Below are 15,905 nucleotides of genomic sequence, written 5' to 3'. Positions count from 1 at the left end.
ACCCGCCGCCCCTCCTTCCCCATCCCCTTCCGCCCCGGAAAGGCCCAGCCGCGATGAGCAAAGCCCCGACGACCACGGCGCCGACCAGCACCGGCCCGATCCGCGTCCTGCTCGCAGACGACCAGGAGAGCATCCGCAGTGCCTTCCGTATGGTCCTCGACGCCCAGCCGGACATCCAGGTTGTCGGCGAGGCCGCGGACGGCGGCGCCGCGGTCGAGCTGGCCCGGCAGTTGCGGCCGGACGTGGTCCTCGCCGACATCCGCATGCCGCGCGTCAACGGGCTCGAACTCACCCGCCTGCTGGCCGGCCCCAACGTGGCCGTCCCGCTCCGGGTGGTCGTGGTGACCACGTTCGACCTGGACGAGTACGTGCACGCCGCGCTCCGGAACGGCGCCGCCGGCTTTCTCCTCAAACGATCGGGTCCGACCCTGCTGATCGAGGCGGTCCGCGCGGCGGCAGCCGGGGACACCCTGATCAGTCCGCAGGTCACGGTCCGGCTGCTGCGCGAACTCACTGCCGGTCCGGCCGCGACGGACCCGGACGAAGGGGCGGCCCCCCTGACCGACCGTGAGCGGGAGATAGTGACGCTGCTGGCCGGCGGCAGCACCAACGCCGAGATCGCGGCGCAGCTCTTCATCGCCACCGGGACGGTGAAGAACCACATCGCCAGTGTCCAGCGCAAGCTGGGGGTGCGCAACCGGGTCGGCATCGCCGCCTGGGCCTGGGAGCACGGGGTCTGCCGACCCTGACCCGGCCTCACCTGCGCGGGTACTCGACCGAAGACGAGCGACTGATCAACAGGCTCAAGAAGCTGTTGTCTTTCCGATCTTGAGTGGTGTCCGTCGAAGGGGAGTCTCGATGTCCTGTCGGTGGGCTACGCTGTGTGGCTATGAATACCGGGACGGCCTTGCGCCACACACGGATTGGTGACCCGGGGCTCTTCTGAGCGCCGTACGGGCCGGTTTGGGCCCGCTGTCCGATCGAGGCTCTTGCGCTGCTGCGCGGGCTCCGCCTCCGTCGTGTTGATCACAGGCTCTGCACATCAACAACGACAGGAGTATTCATGCCCACCAAGACGCTGCGGATTCCCACCACGGACGGCCAGGCCGACGCCTTCGCCGCCTTCCCCGACCACAGCGAGAGGCACCCAGGGGTGCTGATGTACGCGGACGGTTTCGGCATCCGGCCCGTGCTGCGAGAGCTGGCCCGCGAACTGGCCGGGCACGGCTACTACGTGCTCGTCCCCAACTCCTTCTACCGGCACGGCCCGGCACCGCTGGTCGAGCTTCCCGAGTACATCGGAGAGGAGGTCCGGCCTGCGGTCTTCGCCCAGCTGATGCCCCTGATCGAGGCGCACACCGCCGAACGTGTCCTGAGCGACGCCGACGCCTACATCAGGTTCCTCACCACTCAGCCCGAGGTCGGCGCTGGACCCGTCGCGGTGACCGGCTACTGCATAGGCGGCCTCTACGCGATGCGCACCGCCGCGGCCCATCCCGACCAGGTGGCGGCCGTCGCCGCGTTCCACGGCCCCGTGGGCGTCGATGGGCCCGACCTCTTCTCCAAGCTCACCGCCCAGGTCCACCTCGGGCACGCCGAAGGCGACATGACACCTGAGGCCCTCGGCGAGCTCAACCAGGCCCTGGATGCAGCAGGTGTCGGCTACACCTCCGAGATCTACCCGGGCACCATCCACGGCTTCACCATGTCCGACACCGACGCTTACAGCGCCTCCGGGCTGAAGCGCCACTGGGATCGCCTGCTTCCCCTTCTGGACCGCACCCTGACCCATATTTGAGGCTCCAGCCCGGAAACCAAGCCTGAAACGGCCGCGACCAACAGACGGCATGGCGGGTCACACCGACGTCTCCATGGCCGTGGCCCGCCTCTATCGCGAACGAGACTTCCGTAGAGATCGCTTGAGAACTCCACGCCTCTGCGGTCGCACACGGCCCGGCATCCCAGCTTGTCAACGGCCCCACCATGTGACAGCCGCAGTCCGACAGGACATGCGATCGGGTGATTGGGGCCGGTGCCGGGCATGGGAACAGGGCCTCTTGGCAGCTCGGAGGGTGTCTACTCCAACTCGTCGGCCAGGGGGCCCTGTTGTCGCGGTCGTATGCCACCGCGGACACGGAGTCCACTTCGGCCCCTCTCGCGTGTGACCGTCTGGCTCACCGGTTCGGGAACGCCGCCGACACCCCGATGCGTGTGCGGCGGTATCCGACGGACATGACGGACGCGGAGTGGGTCCGGGTCCTGCCGCTGCTGTCATTCCAGCTCGGCCGCAACGAGCTCGGCCTGGATGCGGTCGGCCTCCTCCCGCAGCCCGTCGACCCGCGCCGAGCGGCGAGTTCGTGCTCTTGCAGCAGTCCAACAACCGACGGCATCCGCGCCCCCCCGGGGGAACGACGACCCGACAGGCCACCACTCCCATGGAACCACCACCCCTATCCGCGACCAGCGGAAACGCGTCGATCACGTCCGGAAAGACAACAGCTTCTGAGATCTCCGCGGCAGTCGGGTTGGATAGCGATGCGGCGTGACAGCCAGGAGCAGGGGGAAGGGATTCGTTCACGTTCTTTGTGCTGGTCGCCCTCGCCATGGTCTTGGCCGTCATCGGGGTGCACGCTCTGCTGCTTGGCAGCATGCCCGGTCGATGCTTTCAGCAGCGAGTACGGCAACCCAGATGCTGGGGAGCAGGGGCGATCCTGATACTGATCGGCTGGAACTGGCGCTCACCATCGCTCCTGGTTGCCGGTGTCGGCCTCATCGCAATCGGACATGCAGCGAAGTCCCCGCGATGACGCGGACCGACCCTTGAGGTTAGACGTCGAGCTGACTGCCTGTTCTCTATCCGCTCGGGTGGTCGGTGGGGTTCGAACAGGGGCCTGGTTCGGGGGAGTCTGCCGGTGCCGGTGCCGGTGCCGGTGCCGGTGCCGGTGCCGGTGCCGGTGCATGGAAGAAGTGCCTCTTGGTAGCTCGCGGATGTCGAGTCCAGCGAGGAGCAAGAGGCCCTGTTGCCGAAGTGTCGCGTGGCCACGGTTGCCGGGTCCAGTCCGTCCACTCCTGGGTGTGACCGTCTCGCCCACAGGTTCGGGAACGTGGCCGGCCGGCCGGGGCGGGCGGCCGGAGGGCTACTGCCACCGGCAGAAGATCGACTCGATCGGCTGCCTCGTCGACAACGGCATCAAGTGGCGGGCTATGCCCGCGGACTTCCCACCCTGGCCACGGGTGTACGCCTTCTTCAGCCGCCGGCGGGATGCAGGACTTGTGGCCGAGCTGCACGACCGGCTGCGCGAGTCCGTCCGCCGGGCTCAGGGCCGTGATCAGCCGGGCCCGAGTTGATCCGCACGTGGACGCCGTACTCGCCGCCGTCGATGTCGCCGCGGTCGTCTCCACCGTCCGCGGCACTTCGCCCGTCGCCACGTCCTGGCCGAAGCCTGCCGGCACCTGCTGGAGACCCTGCGCGGCCAGGAGTTCACACGCGGCTTCGACGACTACATCGCCCACCGTGCCCTGTCCTGCCATTCCCGCCAGTCCGCCGTTGCCCAGCCCGCCCGCTGGGACGCGGTCATCGACCAGCTCTTCTGCACGGCCGGCTTCACCGAGTCCGATCGCTGGTGGATCGCCCATGGCGACGGCAGGCCGCCCGCCCCGCGAGTCGTCCCGGTACGAACGGGCCCGGGTCGCCGGCCTCGCCGTGCAGAACGCGATCCGCGCCGCACGCACCCCGGCCGCTGGACGGGACGATGCCCCGGCCGCGACCGCGTCAGCCGCCACGCACACCGAAGACCGCCACCGTGACCAGCCGCCGGACGCGCCGCACGCCGTCGACGCCTGGTGCGGTACGCAGCCCTCACCCCGGCGCAGCGGACCACCGCCACCCACGCCCACCAGGAGGCCGCGATGCCCGAGGAGTACCTGGAGGGCCGTACGGCCGGCCCGGCGAGTGGATGCGCACACCGCAGAACCTGGAAAGGCTCGCTGCCTTCACCCGCACGGCCGATGCCCGTCGCCGCGTCGTCGGGGGCCGGCCGAACCCCGAGCTGTCGGCCGACGTGGTCAAGCCCGCCGACCAGCAACACCACACGAATCGGCCCGACCGCGGCAGGGGAGCGGGCCGTGACCGGTGAGTGTCATCGCTTGTGCGAGGTGGCCCGAAAGCGGCTCGGTCGATGTCCCGGTGTCAGCCAGGGATGACCCGTGGTCGGACACCTTGGGGTGGTGTCTGTAAATGATCTGTGACAGTGAGTCGTTGCGACGGGAAGATGCTCGTGCAAGTCCTGCGGCCGGCGTCCGCAGGCGGTTCCGAACTCCGGAGGCACGATGGCATCCGATACCTTCCCCGTCTCCCGCAGCGAACGTCTCGAACGGTTGCGGGCGCAGCTTCAGGGCCGGCCGGCCGGTGCCCGCCGTGCGCAGCGGGCCGAGCCCAGCCGCAATGCCCGGCTGTTGCTCGGGGTGATGCTGCGCGGCGCGGCCCGGCTGGACGCCGGGATGGAGCTGACGGACCTGGAACGGCGTCTGGTGGACGGGGTGTGCCGGCTGCTGGACGAGGAGGAGGTCCGTGAGTTCGGTCGCGTTTTCCTTGCCGAGACGACTGCCCAGGGCGCGCCGCAGTTGTTTCCGGACACGCTCACCGGGCGGGGTCTGGCCGAGGGATACAGCCAGGCCGATCTGCTGAAGGATCTGCCCACCTTGGCCGCGGATGTGCTCGCCCAGCCCAACGTGAGCATCGTCGACGTGGCCGGGCGGGAGGAGGGTGCGTCGCTGGACACGCCGGAGTTCGCGCAGGGGATGGCGGACTACGGCATCGGAGTCACCGTCGTGCACTCCTCGCAGCCTGCGGACGCAGGGACCGTCGCGGCGGAGACACCGTTCACCATCCGCCTGGACCTGCATAAATTCGTCTGCGTACGGGACACCCCCGAGGCCACCCGCGACGAGATCTACTGGGTCTACGGCGCCTCCAACGCCGAAGGAGCGGCGAAGAGGCAGGTCACCCGCGAGTACGGCTCGGTCAACAAGGGCTCGGTCCGGTACTTCGACTCGGGCACCACTTTGTTCGACGGCCGGACCACCAAGGGCATCCCGGCCTATGTCGCCTGCTGGGAAGCCGACGACAGTCCATCGTCCTGGTACAACGCGCTGAGCCGCACCCTGGACGACATCATTCACCAGCTCAATGAGTTCGCCCGGATCATCGAGCAGTACCCGGCCGGTCAGTACCCCGAGTTCAACGCCGTCGACCTGGCCTACTACGCCGTCGCCATCGCCACCTTCATCCAGGTGCTGATCGACTTCTTCCGCAACGACGACGACCTCGTGCAGGAACGGGTCCTCGCCTTCAGCCGCAACGCCATCAAGAGCCTGGCCAACCGGCCCGGTGAAACCGACCGCTGGCGCTTCGACAGCAAGGAAGGCACCTTCGACCTGTATGTGAAGGCATCCGTGCCCAACGGCACGCGGCTGCGCCACGCGACCACCACCGACGGCAGCACCTGGACGGCCAGCACCCTGCTGCCCACCGCCGACAGCCTGGCCGGCCCCGCCCTGACCGTCTACAAAAACCGCCTGTACTGCGTCCACCGCGGCGGCAACGGCAACGATCAGCTCTACTACTGCGAGTACGACGGGACCCGGTGGGGCCAAGACAGCCGCATTCAGCCGTACAAGAGCGTCTACCAGCCGGCGCTTGCTGTGTTCAACAACAAGCTGTACTGCGTCGTTCGGGGAGCCGATGACGAGCACCTGTATGAGATGACCTTCAATGGCACCACCTGGAGCGGTGGCAACCGAATGCAGTCGTACAGGTCTGCGTTCGGTCCAGCGCTGGCGGCGTTCAACAACAAACTGTACTGCGTCTACCGCGGAGCCGACGACGAGCACTTGTGGCTGCGCACCTTCGACGGCAACTCCTGGAGTGATCACAGCCAACTCGGCAGTCACCGGGCCTCGGCGGGCCCGGCCCTGGCGGTCTACAACAACAAGCTGTACTGCGTCTACCGCGGTATGGGCGAAGAGCTGCGGTGGTTCACCATCCCCTCCGCCGGCGCGAGCACCATGATGGGCACCCAGCACAGTGCCGCCGCCCCGGCCCTGACCGTACACAACGGCCGGCTCTACTCCGTGCACCGCGCCTCCGTCTCCGCCTCGGACCCCAGGCTGTACTGGACCACGTTCGACGGAAACCGCTGGCACACCGACACCGGCTTCAACACCACCGCCACCAGCGTCGAGGCTCCCGCCATCGCCTCCTACAACGGCAAACTCCACGTCGTCCACCGCGGCGGCGGCATCCTGTAACCGCGCTCACCGCCCGCCGGCCCCGGCCCGGAACACCGGGCCCACCGGACGGTGAAGGGGAACCGGCCATATGGCGCGCCCGGCGCGGTGGACAGAGTCCGGCCGCCGGGAGAGAACTCTCCCTCTCGATCAAAACGGAAAGAATCGGTGCCAAAAGGGCTGAATCCGACGCCCTTGTCCAGCAGGGCCGGCCCGACTACGAGCCCAACCACGATCCCTTGTCCGCTACCGCCCCGACCACCACCACGTTTCGCCTTGAGCACGTCCGCTGCCGGCCGTAGTCAGACCGCGGACGGGAGGCGGCCCAGGCAAGGGACTGGGGGCCCCGAAGGACTCCCACCCGCACCTGTGCGACGGCTGCAAGCACGCGGCTGTCGCCGCCGTCCACGAGGCCGAAGTCCGGCAGGAGCGACCGGAGCCGCTTCCCGATCGGGCAGAGTGGATGCACTTCATGAGCTACGCCCGTCGTCCCCGCTGCACCGAGTGCGGGGCGGCTTCACGGACGAGCGGTGGCAGGCGGTGGGGCGCACCGGCTGGACGCCCGACGACGTCGGTACCGGGATCGTGCTGGCCACCGAGCTGGGACAGTTCGGCCCCGGCGGCCGGGTCCTGTACGACCCGCGCCCCGGCGAGCCGCGCTCTCCCGGCCCCGGGGTGACCTGCCGCTTCCACCACTGCGGCGACACACCCGGTCCCGGCGGTTCACCGCCCGGGAGGACGACACCGTCATCCGGTTCCTCTCCCAGTCCGACACCGAGACGCTGCCGCACTGCGGACCCCAGATCACCCGTGTGAGTCTCCGCCTGGCAGCCGTTCCCCTGCACGAGCCGGACACATCGACCAAGAGCACAGCCGCCGGCCCGTGACCCGGCGCAGCCGGCCAGACCCGGCCATGACGCAGTCCGGCGCTGTCACGGCCGGACCGTGCCGGCCCGGCCGTGACAGCGCCCGGCCCGCGTCGGTTGTGCGGCGTACACGCAGCCGCTCGTCAGGCCGACGGTCACCGGTGCCGGGAAGGAGCGGCTGCCCGGCAGGTCAGTGGCGGGCGAGGTGTGAGCGGACGGTGTAGCTCCCGGGGGCTGGGGTGGTGACCGTGTAGTCCGGCATGTTGGCGCAGGTGTAGATGTCCTCGCCCGGCTCCTTCGTGGCTTTGTGCCGGTACGCCCTGAACTTCAGTGGCTGTCCGTCGGCTTTCACTCCGGTGTAGGAGACGGTCACCGAGGGGATGTCCGCGCAGGTGCGGATGCCGTCGAACTTCTCGATGAACGCGTTGGCCGAGTTCTTGAAGCCGGCGAAGTTCTTCGGGAGGCGCCAGGCTCCGATCGTGCGTACCTTCCTCGTCGCGAGATCTTTGATCGTGCCGGTGTAGACCGGCCCAGAGGCGGTGTTCGTCCTGATGGCGGTGATGGTGTACTTCCTGCCCTTCACGTACCTCAGATTGTCGATGCCGCAGGTGACACCGTCTTCGTAGTCCGCGCCGTCGTGGCAGTTGGAATGAAGCCGGGTGGCGCCGGCGCCGAAGAAGGAGAATCTGACGCCTGCCTTGCCGTTGGGATGCGGCTGGATGCCCGAGTAGAAGCCTTCGCCGTTCTTCTTCGCGTACATGTAGTGCGCGTAGTAGATGTAGTCGGTGGTCAGGGGGGTGCCGACCTTGACCGTGTAGGTGTAGGTGCTGAAGTTCCCCGGGACGGCGAAGTCGAAGTTGATGAAGTGCTGGGGATTGTCGGCGGGGATCGACCCGGGGTCATCGGCTCGCGCGGTGCCCGGGGACAGGGTCAGAACGGCGGCGAGCGCAGCGGACGCGGCCAGCCTGGCGCGCCGTGGCAGGGGACGCTGCCCAACAGTCCTTTCGTGTGTGAGTGTTCCGCGCCAGCGCGCGGGGCATTTCGGTTGTGCTGTGGGCATGGTTGCCTCCCACGGGGCGGGTCGGTGGTGGACTCACGGAGAGGCCTGTCCAGTAGTGCGCCACCGTCCGGAACGGTCTCTCCGCCACAACAGGAGGTGCCCGCCCACCGTCAGGCGAAAGTCGCCCAAATGGCTATGCGAGGCGCACAACCGCGCAAAGCCTCAATTGTTCGCGCCGCGCACGTCCAGTCCGATCGGGGAATTCGGCAGCCTGCCAGCGCGCGTTGCCCGTCGGCAGGCTGCCGACCTCGCAGCACTGGCAGAAGGACGAAGGCGACATGATCGGTGGTCGGTTGAAGCGGGCTCGACGACTGACCAGGTGTTCCCCCAGGCCTCGCGTGGGGACCTTGGCAGGTCGTGCCGTCAGCGGCCGGTGGTCAGGGCCGGCCCTGTGCCACACTCGTGCGGAGTTCCAGGCGCAGGTACGGCGCGCGGCGCAGGAGCTCGACGCGAAGAAGGCCGCCGAAGACGCACGGGAAGCCGTCCAGCGCGAGGCCCGCCGGCCTGCCTGCGCCGGCTGCGGGACGCGGTTCACCGAGCGGGTCCGGTCGGGCTGGATCATGTGGTTGGACTCGATCCTGCGCGCCCTGAGCCGGGTGAGGGTGTGCTCAGGGCTGGGAGGGGTGCCGACGGTGACGGTCGGTATGGTCCTTGCGCCGGCGGATCCGGCCGGTGGTGCCCTGGCTGGGTGCGTTGTGGCTTTAGCAGGCCGTGGCTTCAGGCGGCGTGCTCCGCCTCGAGGGCTTCGTCGAGGGTGGGGTGCAGCGGGATGACGTCATCGAGGCAGACGATGTGCAACAGGTCCGTTATGGGCTTCGGGGTGCGAGCCAGGCGCAGCCACCCGCCGCGGGCCCGGGCGGCATTGTTGGCGGCGACGAGGGCACTGATGCCACTGGAGTCCATGAAGGTGACCTTGTGGAAGTCGATGACAGTGCACCGGGCCCTGCCGTCTTTTGGGATGAGAGCCTGACGCAGGATGCCGGTCGTGGTGTGGTCGATCTCCCCGGCCAGGGCGACGATGTGCACGCCGTTGGCGGTGGTGCGCCGGGAGGCGGTCAACTGAGCCTGGTTCATGCTGTCCGTCTCCCGCTTGTTGGGATGGAAGCCCGCCGACGGGCAGGTTCTGCCCTCCACGCAAGCGCATGGTGCAGCCTGACGTCAACCGTCCCCCGGGCGGGGATGAAGCCCGGGAGGCGGGGCAATGGGCAGCCGGCTGTGGGATGCTTCGCGCACACAGCGTGAATCACGTGTGACGATCATATGGGGCGGGCGGGCATGGAACAGGCCGCGGGGGACGAGGGACAAAAAGAACAAGTCAGTCAGGTGCTGTCGGTGTCTGCCGCCTACGACGGCGACATCTCCTGCATCGGCGAGGCCCGGCACCTGGCCACCCGCTTCCTCACCGATGTGCAGGCGGCCCATGGCCTGCCCGTGTCGGAGCGGGCGCTGGGCATGACACAGCTGGTGGTCAGCGAACTGGTCACCAACGCGGTGAAGTACGCGCCCGGTCCGGTCGCCCTCGACTTGCAGATCACCGGCGGCGCGGTACGGATATCAGTGTGGGACAGTGACCCGGCACTGCCCGACGTCGCTGCCACCGACCCCCGGCGCGTGGGACGGCACGGCCTGGAAATCACCCTCGCCGTCAGCCAGAGCTACGAGGTACACCGCGAACCGGTCGGCAAACGCGTCACCGTCCTGATCGCACTGGCCGACGACCCGGACGGAAACATCGCCGGCCGCAATGTCCCGTAGCCCCCCGGATGGAGAGAGGCGCGATGGACGGCGCGGCCGCGGCCGGAGGCCGGGACGCGCTCGGGCCGTTACGCGTAGGGCCGGGGTCTGTGCGCGTGCCGTCGTCAGGCGGGGAATGCCGGCGGGGCAGGGGTCGGGGCCGGGTGCAGTGCCAGCGCGTGGGATGGCGCAACCGGCAGACCGCCGCCCATCTGATTACCCTCATCGACCAGGACAGCTGCCCCACCCCGCCCGCATCGGTATCGCGCACCCTGTCAGCGGCCAGGGTCAGGCCGTAGCGGCCTGCTTCACCAGCGCGTGGGGACCGACATCCCGGCTGGCCCGAGCGGGGTGTCGGCGGGGACCAGCTCCGCCAGGTCCTCGCGGCGGCAGACCTGGTCGGCCTGGCCGGGGTGGTGCAGCGTCCCGTCCGGGTTCGCGGTCAGGTCGGCCAGGAGGCCGCGGTCGACGAACCGGCGCACCGCGAACGCCGTCACGAACGGGAAGCGTACGAGAAGGCGCAGGCCGCGTAGCGGCACCAGCTCGGCTGTGGGCCCCTGCTTCGGCAGGGGCCCTTTCGCGGGTCTGTCGAACGAACGGTGTAGGCAGGGTGGTTGGGTTACTGGCGGGCTGCTGAGAGTCGGCTGTCGAAGGTGATGTCGAAGGCGTTCAGCGCGGTCTTCCAGCGCATGGTCCAGCGGGCGCCTGTCCTTTGCCGGTGGGATCGAGCGGCATGATGGCCATGTAGACGCACTTCAGGGCGGCCTGCTGGTTCGGGAAGTGTCCGCGGGCCTTGACCGCTCGCCGGGTCCGCGCGTTGACCGACTCGATCGCGTTGGTGGTGCGGACGATGCGGCGGATCTCGGTGTCGAACCGCAGGAACGGCGTGAACTCCTCCCACGCGTTCTCGCGGAGTTTCACGATCGCCGGATACGTTCTGCCCCACGCGTCGGTGAACTCGGCGAACCGCTCCAGTGCGGCCTCCTCGGTCGGCGCGGTGTAGACGGGCTTGAGGAGCCTGGCGATCTTGACCCAGTTCTGGCGGGCGGCATAGCGGAAGGAGTTCCGCGGCAGGTGGACCACGCAGGTCTGCACGATGGTCCTCGGCCAGACCGTCTCTACTGCCTCGGGCAAGCCTGTGAGGCCGTCGCAGACGAGCATGAGCACGTCGCTCACGCCGCGGTTCTTGATCTCGGTGAGGATGTGCAGCCAGTGCTTGGCGCCTTCACCGCCGCCGCCCCACAGGCCCAGAATCTCGCGCCCGCCTTCGGTGGTGACGGCCAGGGCCACGTAGACGGGCCGGTTGGCGACGGCGCCGTCGCGGATCTTCACGTGGATGGCGTCGGTGAAAACTACCGGATAGACGGAGTCCAGAGGGCGGCTTTGCCATTCGGCCATGCCCTCGAGGACCTTGTCGGTCATGGTGGAGATGGTCTGCCGGGAGACCTCGGCGCCATAGACCTCCGCAAGGTGGGCTTGGACCTCACCGGTGGTCAGGCCCTTCGCGGCCAGCGAGATCACCATCTCGTCGACGCCGGTCAGGCGCTTCTGCCGCTTCTTGACGATCCTCGGCTCGAAGGAGCCGTCCCGGCCGCAGGGCACGGCTATCTCCACCGGCCCGACCTCCGTCAGTACGGTCCTGGAGCGTTTGCCGTTGCGGGAGTCGCCACCGTCCTTGCCCGCCGGATCGTACTTGTCATAGCCGAGGTGGTCGGTGATCTCGCCTTCGAGAGCGGACTCCAGGAGCCGCTTGGTCAGCTGCCGCAGCAGTCCCCCCCTCGCCGGTCAGCCGCAAGCCCTCCGCCTGGGCCCGGCTCACCAGCTCGTCGGTCAGCTGGTCGTCCACGGCCTTGGCCGACACAGCCGCTGACGACTCGCCGGCCTCGTGCTCGGCCACGTACTCACTGGCCATCGACGCGTCTTCCATGATCGGGAGTTACACCGAACGATCTACAGTCCCCCTTGTGAGCGTGGCACCACCGACGAGGGTCGGCTGTATCACCGCGATCGCTGAGCGGCGCGATGTGCACGTGGTGTGGCTGCTGGGGCAGCCGTACCGGTTGCAGCGTGCCGGCGGGAGTCTCGCGCACGCCCAGGTCCCGGCCCTGCGTACCGGGCTGCGTCGTGCGGGTCTGACCCTGTTCGGACACCCGGGGATGGATCCGCAGGGCCCGCCGACGGCCGACCTCGCCGCGATGAGGCAGCGCTCTGCCACGGCCAACACCGCACGGCAGGCCGCGCACCTGCCCAGGGGCGTCACGCTGCTCCGCCGCTGATCGAGGACCTGAACACCGCGCTCCTGGTGGACGGGGAGGGCCGCGAGGAAGCGCTACGGCTGATGGCGAACGCCGCCCGCACGGCCCGGATGTGCCTGAACCAGTTGGGCTACCCCGATCCGGCGTGGGTGGCGGCCGGCGCGGCTACCCAGCTTGAGGATCCCGTGGTCATGCCGTCCGTGGCCTGCGACCGGTGCGGCGCGCTGCTGCACAGGCGTCCTTGCGGGAGGTCGTCGCGGTCGCCGATGCCGCCTGGCGGGACACCGTCGGCCGGCGCGCCCGGCAGGAGACGGTGTCGCTGCGCGGAGCGCTGCACCTGCGGTGCGCGATCGCGCACGCCCGCGGCGGGCGTGGGGACGACGCATGGCTGGGTCATGGGCAGGGTTGCGCAGCGCCGGCCGCAGGTCGCGGGTCAGCCCGCGGGTGACGAGATGGTGAGCGCCGTCGTGACGGACACCGGTCGAGCGGATGACAGCGGTGACGGGGCCGAGCTCGTCTGGGGCCGTGCTCTGCATGTCGGCGACAGCTGCGCCGTCATCCGCGGAAGGCGGGGAAAATCCGGGCACGCCCGTCGGGCCGTGTGCGCCGGGGTGCGCTGACACGACCAGGTGAACTCCCGCATGACCACCCGTCGCTTGCGGCATCACCTTCCTGCCACCCCGGCCACGAACACGGCAGGGGTCTGTACAAGGAGGCAGCGCATGACTGTGATCAAGAAGACGGCCACCGCAGCCTGCACGGTCGCTCTCACCCTCGCGGGAGTGCTCTTCGTGGCTCCCGCGGCCCACGCCGATGCCGACGGCTGCACCGGGGTCCTCACCCGCAACGGATACACCAACCCCGACCTTGCCGACATCTGTCGGGCGACCGCTGACGACAGCCTCGACACAGACGAGTGCGTCCAGGAACTCCTGGACCAGCAGGTGGACGCTCCCGTCGCGCTAGAGGCATGCCTCACCGCGCAGAACTGAAGCTCGCACACCATCCGGTGCTCCAGACACCGCCACGGACCCCCTGCCCTCACCCACCCCCTGCATCCGCCACCAGCGCTTCCTGAACGCGGCCCACCACGCGCGGGGTGGCCAGTCCGCTCCTTCCTCCAGGGCAACGGTGGCCGCAGCCCTGCCGGACTACAGGCCAGGCCGGTTCCGGGCGGTCCGGCTCGCCCGGGTCACAGCCCGGGCGAGCATGTCGTCAGCCTGCGCCAGACTGCAATGACGCCCATAGAACACGCCCGCATCCCGCGGTGCCGTCACGCCCCACCGCCACGCCCCCGCGCGGTCCGGCCGCGTCCGTGCGGCTCAGGGCGCGACGGCCCTGGTGGACAACCTGACCGCCACGGAGGACAGCATGGCGGTCGACTCCGGAGGCAGCGGCGCCGCCCTGAGTCCCCGTTCGGCACTTCAAGGCTGCCTGACGTGACCGAATCCGGCGGGGAGCCGCAAGGCAGCCACGGTCAAACGGCGAGGCTAATCATGTCACCGTTGTACTTTTGCCAGTGCTGTGAACTATCGATGTAGTTACACCTCTTATTCAGGATCTTAGTGGTACCCAAATTGTTGGCGAGACACCACTCATCGGCATGGAGCAGATACAGGAGGCTCCAGGTGCGCTCCGAGAGGCCGTACCACTGCTGTCCACGGTCGCCTTGGCTGCACCTCTTGGTCTCGATCTTTTCGGTGCCCAGCACGTTCGCAAGACACCACTCCGGTGCCGCCACCAAGCGCCACATTCCTGTTTTCCGGTACGTGTCGTAGTCGACATGCTCCCAGTGCTGCCCCTTGTCAGCAGAGTCGCACTTCTTGCTGACGATCTTGCTGGTGCCCAGCTCGTTGGCGAGACACCAGTCACCGACTGATTTGATCTCGCCGGACGTAGCAGCCTCGGCAGTGACAGCCGAAGAGAGAGACACTGTCAGAACCAGGGCAGCAGCTAGGTGCTTACGGAGCCTACCCATCGGTTTCCTGCCTTTCGGGGTCATAGAGCGGAACTTACCGCTTCAGCGATTCGAAGAAAGGGCCTAAGTGATGCGCTGTCACCCCGAGTGTCCCTGCCATGAGCCGATGCCGCGCAGCGATATACCCCTGCCCGAGTGATCCTGAAAACCTCCGTACCAGCTCCGGACCTCAGTACCGGCTCGCAGAGCTTGGTCCGAAGTGTGACGCCCAGCCCGGCTCGCCCTGCCGCTCGCGCGGCGGCGCGGTCGCCTCCGCCTACCACACCCGCCGTCTCACCCGGGTGCCCCGGCTGAAGAAGGTAGTCCCGTAGACACGGACTACGTGGTCCGGTCCGGCCCGTGCCGGGAGAGTCGTGGGGTGGAGCGTACGACCGGTGTCGGGATCCGGGCGGCTGCGGGCGGTGCTGGTTGGGGGCGGCAGCGGGTGGCCTCGGCGGGCAGGGTGACGCCGTTCGCGCGCAGGGTGTGGATCCGGGTGAGGAAGGCAGCGCCGTGCAGCAGGCTGGTGGCGACCGTGGCCGCGTGGCGGTGTTCCGGGCGGCTCAGCGCCGTGCCGGCGGTCCAGGCGTTGAAGGCACCCATGGCGGGGCCGCACCAGATCTGCCAGTGTGCGGCGTGTTGCGTCTCACCCCGGACGGCGCGGCGCGAGGTCGTGGCCAGGTACCAGCGGAACAGCAGCGCCATCCGGTGTTTGGGGTCGCCGTCCGCGCGGCTGAGTTCCTGCGGGGCCCGGGCGCGCAGATACGCGGCGGTCTCCTTCCACACCTCGGTGATCGGCTGGCCCAGGACGGTCGCTTCCAGGCGGTGCACGTGGTGGGCGGGCAGCGCGTCGAGGCCGTCGTGGTCGCGGTAGAGGCGGTACAGGTACCCGGCGTGCTGGGCGAATCGGGTGCCTCGGGTGAGGACCTGGACCGCTCCGCCTTGCTCGAACAGGTCAGCGGCCGGGGCCATGGCCACGTCGGTGGGTCCGGCCTCGGCCAGCAGCAGTTTGACCTCGGTGGAGGTTCCCGCCTCCACGCAGGCCTGGTTGACCGAGCCGGTCACCACGTAGTCCGCGCCCGCCGCGAAGGCCGCGGCGATGGCGAACGGGGTGCCGAGGCCACCGGCGGCTCCGATCCGCACCGGCGGGCGGCCCGGCATCGTGAGGTCGTCCCGCAACGCCGCGACCAGCGGCAGGATCACCATCAGCGGTCTGCGGTCGGTGTGACCACCGGAGTCCGCTTCCACGGTGATGTCGTCGGCGACCGGTACCCGGTGTGCCAGAGCGGCCTGTTCCGCGTCGATGTGCCCGGCTCGGGCCAGCTCGGCCACCATCGCCGCAGGCGCGGCGCGCAGGAAGAGCCGGGCGACCTCGGGGCGGGACACCTTGGCGATCAGGCGGTGCGCGGCGACCACCGTCCCGTCCGGATCCTGACGCAGGCCGCTGAGCCGGTAGCGCAGGAGGTCCGGTGTGAGCTGTACGAAGGCGGAGGCCTCCACGCAGCGCACACCGTGGCGCAGGCAGAGGTCGACACAGTGCCGCTCCATCTGGGGCGCGGTGGGACTGTGGATGAGGTTGCAGGCGTATGGCCCGTCACCGAGGCGCCGTCGCAGCTCGGCCAAGGCGTCGTCGAGCCGGCCGGGCGTCAGGCCCGCTGCGCCGAAGGAGGCGAGGTAGCCGGCGCGGGACAGGGCGCGGACGAGATCGACGGACGCGATGCCGACGGCCATGGCACCGGCCAGGT

Annotated in this window: 12 protein-coding genes and 1 pseudogene; 7 read left to right on the top strand and 6 right to left on the bottom strand. The window is 69.1% G+C overall.

The window, feature by feature from the left end; translation table 11 throughout:
* The first annotated feature begins 53 nt into the window (after positions 1 to 53).
* The 4 genes from H5J33_RS07090 (at position 54) to H5J33_RS07075 (ending at position 6,309) form a co-directional block, all read left to right on the top strand.
* Positions 54 to 749, top strand: coding sequence for a response regulator transcription factor (locus H5J33_RS07090; protein ID WP_181794022.1), 696 nt, complete (start codon positions 54 to 56; stop codon positions 747 to 749).
* Positions 750 to 1,063: 314 nt separating this feature from the next.
* Entirely contained in the window at positions 1,064 to 1,798 is a 735-nt protein-coding gene (locus tag H5J33_RS07085) for a dienelactone hydrolase family protein (RefSeq protein WP_181794021.1), read from the top strand.
* A gap of 1,277 nt (positions 1,799 to 3,075) precedes the next feature.
* Positions 3,076 to 3,348 carry a transposase gene (locus tag H5J33_RS07080; protein ID WP_181794020.1) on the top strand — a complete coding sequence of 91 codons (273 nt, stop codon included), beginning with the start codon at positions 3,076 to 3,078 and terminating at the stop codon, positions 3,346 to 3,348.
* A gap of 981 nt (positions 3,349 to 4,329) precedes the next feature.
* The gene (locus H5J33_RS07075; RefSeq protein WP_181794019.1) at positions 4,330 to 6,309 is read left to right on the top strand and encodes a hypothetical protein; all 1,980 of its coding nucleotides are present in this window, start codon (positions 4,330 to 4,332) and stop codon (positions 6,307 to 6,309) included.
* A gap of 1,035 nt (positions 6,310 to 7,344) precedes the next feature.
* Here H5J33_RS07075 and H5J33_RS07070 read toward each other — a convergent pair.
* Both H5J33_RS07070 and H5J33_RS07065 read right to left on the bottom strand, forming a co-directional pair.
* Entirely contained in the window at positions 7,345 to 8,214 is an 870-nt protein-coding gene (locus tag H5J33_RS07070; protein ID WP_181794018.1) for a hypothetical protein, read from the bottom strand.
* Between the two features lie 717 nt (positions 8,215 to 8,931).
* A complete protein-coding gene (locus H5J33_RS07065) occupies positions 8,932 to 9,348 on the bottom strand; it encodes an STAS domain-containing protein (protein ID WP_181794017.1) in 417 nt (138 codons plus the stop codon).
* 141 nt (positions 9,349 to 9,489) lie between these two features.
* Between H5J33_RS07065 and H5J33_RS07060 the strand changes: the two genes are divergently transcribed.
* On the top strand, positions 9,490 to 9,969 hold the full coding sequence (locus H5J33_RS07060) for an ATP-binding protein (RefSeq protein ID WP_181794016.1): 480 nt from the start codon (positions 9,490 to 9,492) through the stop codon (positions 9,967 to 9,969).
* Between the two features lie 287 nt (positions 9,970 to 10,256).
* Here H5J33_RS07060 and H5J33_RS07055 read toward each other — a convergent pair whose 3' ends face one another.
* On the bottom strand, positions 10,257 to 10,487 hold the full coding sequence (locus H5J33_RS07055) for a hypothetical protein (protein WP_181794023.1): 231 nt from the start codon (positions 10,485 to 10,487) through the stop codon (positions 10,257 to 10,259).
* Positions 10,488 to 10,567: 80 nt separating this feature from the next.
* A pseudogene (locus H5J33_RS07050) lies at positions 10,568 to 11,860 on the bottom strand (IS256 family transposase).
* 52 nt (positions 11,861 to 11,912) lie between these two features.
* On the opposite strand from H5J33_RS07050, the gene H5J33_RS07045 reads away from it, so the two are divergent.
* Positions 11,913 to 12,224, top strand: a complete 312-nt coding sequence (locus H5J33_RS07045) for a hypothetical protein (protein ID WP_181794015.1) — start codon at positions 11,913 to 11,915, stop codon at positions 12,222 to 12,224.
* A gap of 701 nt (positions 12,225 to 12,925) precedes the next feature.
* Positions 12,926 to 13,195, top strand: a complete 270-nt coding sequence (locus H5J33_RS07040; RefSeq protein ID WP_181794014.1) for a hypothetical protein — start codon at positions 12,926 to 12,928, stop codon at positions 13,193 to 13,195.
* 485 nt (positions 13,196 to 13,680) lie between these two features.
* On the opposite strand, the gene H5J33_RS07035 is transcribed toward H5J33_RS07040, so the two are convergent.
* Together H5J33_RS07035 and H5J33_RS07030 are read right to left on the bottom strand one after the other, a co-directional pair.
* Positions 13,681 to 14,205, bottom strand: a complete 525-nt coding sequence (locus H5J33_RS07035; RefSeq protein ID WP_181794013.1) for a hypothetical protein — start codon at positions 14,203 to 14,205, stop codon at positions 13,681 to 13,683.
* A 294-nt stretch (positions 14,206 to 14,499) separates the two neighbouring features.
* The coding region (locus H5J33_RS07030) for a PfaD family polyunsaturated fatty acid/polyketide biosynthesis protein (protein ID WP_181794012.1) at positions 14,500 to 15,905 on the bottom strand (1,406 nt) is incomplete at its 5' end.

Origin of the sequence: Streptomyces sp. WELS2, from assembly GCF_013870595.1 — a bacterium.
GTDB lineage: Bacteria > Actinomycetota > Actinomycetes > Streptomycetales > Streptomycetaceae > Streptomyces.
This window is presented reverse-complemented; position numbering and strand designations above follow the sequence as displayed.

What these genes read in the sequence shown, in the direction of transcription:
- H5J33_RS07085 (WP_181794021.1), top strand. Translation starts at nt 1,064, where the DNA reads ATGCCCACCAAGACGCTGCGGATTCCCACCACGGACGGCCAGGCCGAC.
- H5J33_RS07070 (WP_181794018.1), bottom strand. Translation starts at nt 8,214, where the DNA reads ATGCCCACAGCACAACCGAAATGCCCCGCGCGCTGGCGCGGAACACTC.
- H5J33_RS07090 (WP_181794022.1), top strand. Translation starts at nt 54, where the DNA reads ATGAGCAAAGCCCCGACGACCACGGCGCCGACCAGCACCGGCCCGATC.
- H5J33_RS07060 (WP_181794016.1), top strand. Translation starts at nt 9,490, where the DNA reads ATGGAACAGGCCGCGGGGGACGAGGGACAAAAAGAACAAGTCAGTCAG.
- H5J33_RS07035 (WP_181794013.1), bottom strand. Translation starts at nt 14,205, where the DNA reads ATGACCCCGAAAGGCAGGAAACCGATGGGTAGGCTCCGTAAGCACCTA.
- H5J33_RS07040 (WP_181794014.1), top strand. Translation starts at nt 12,926, where the DNA reads ATGACTGTGATCAAGAAGACGGCCACCGCAGCCTGCACGGTCGCTCTC.
- H5J33_RS07075 (WP_181794019.1), top strand. Translation starts at nt 4,330, where the DNA reads ATGGCATCCGATACCTTCCCCGTCTCCCGCAGCGAACGTCTCGAACGG.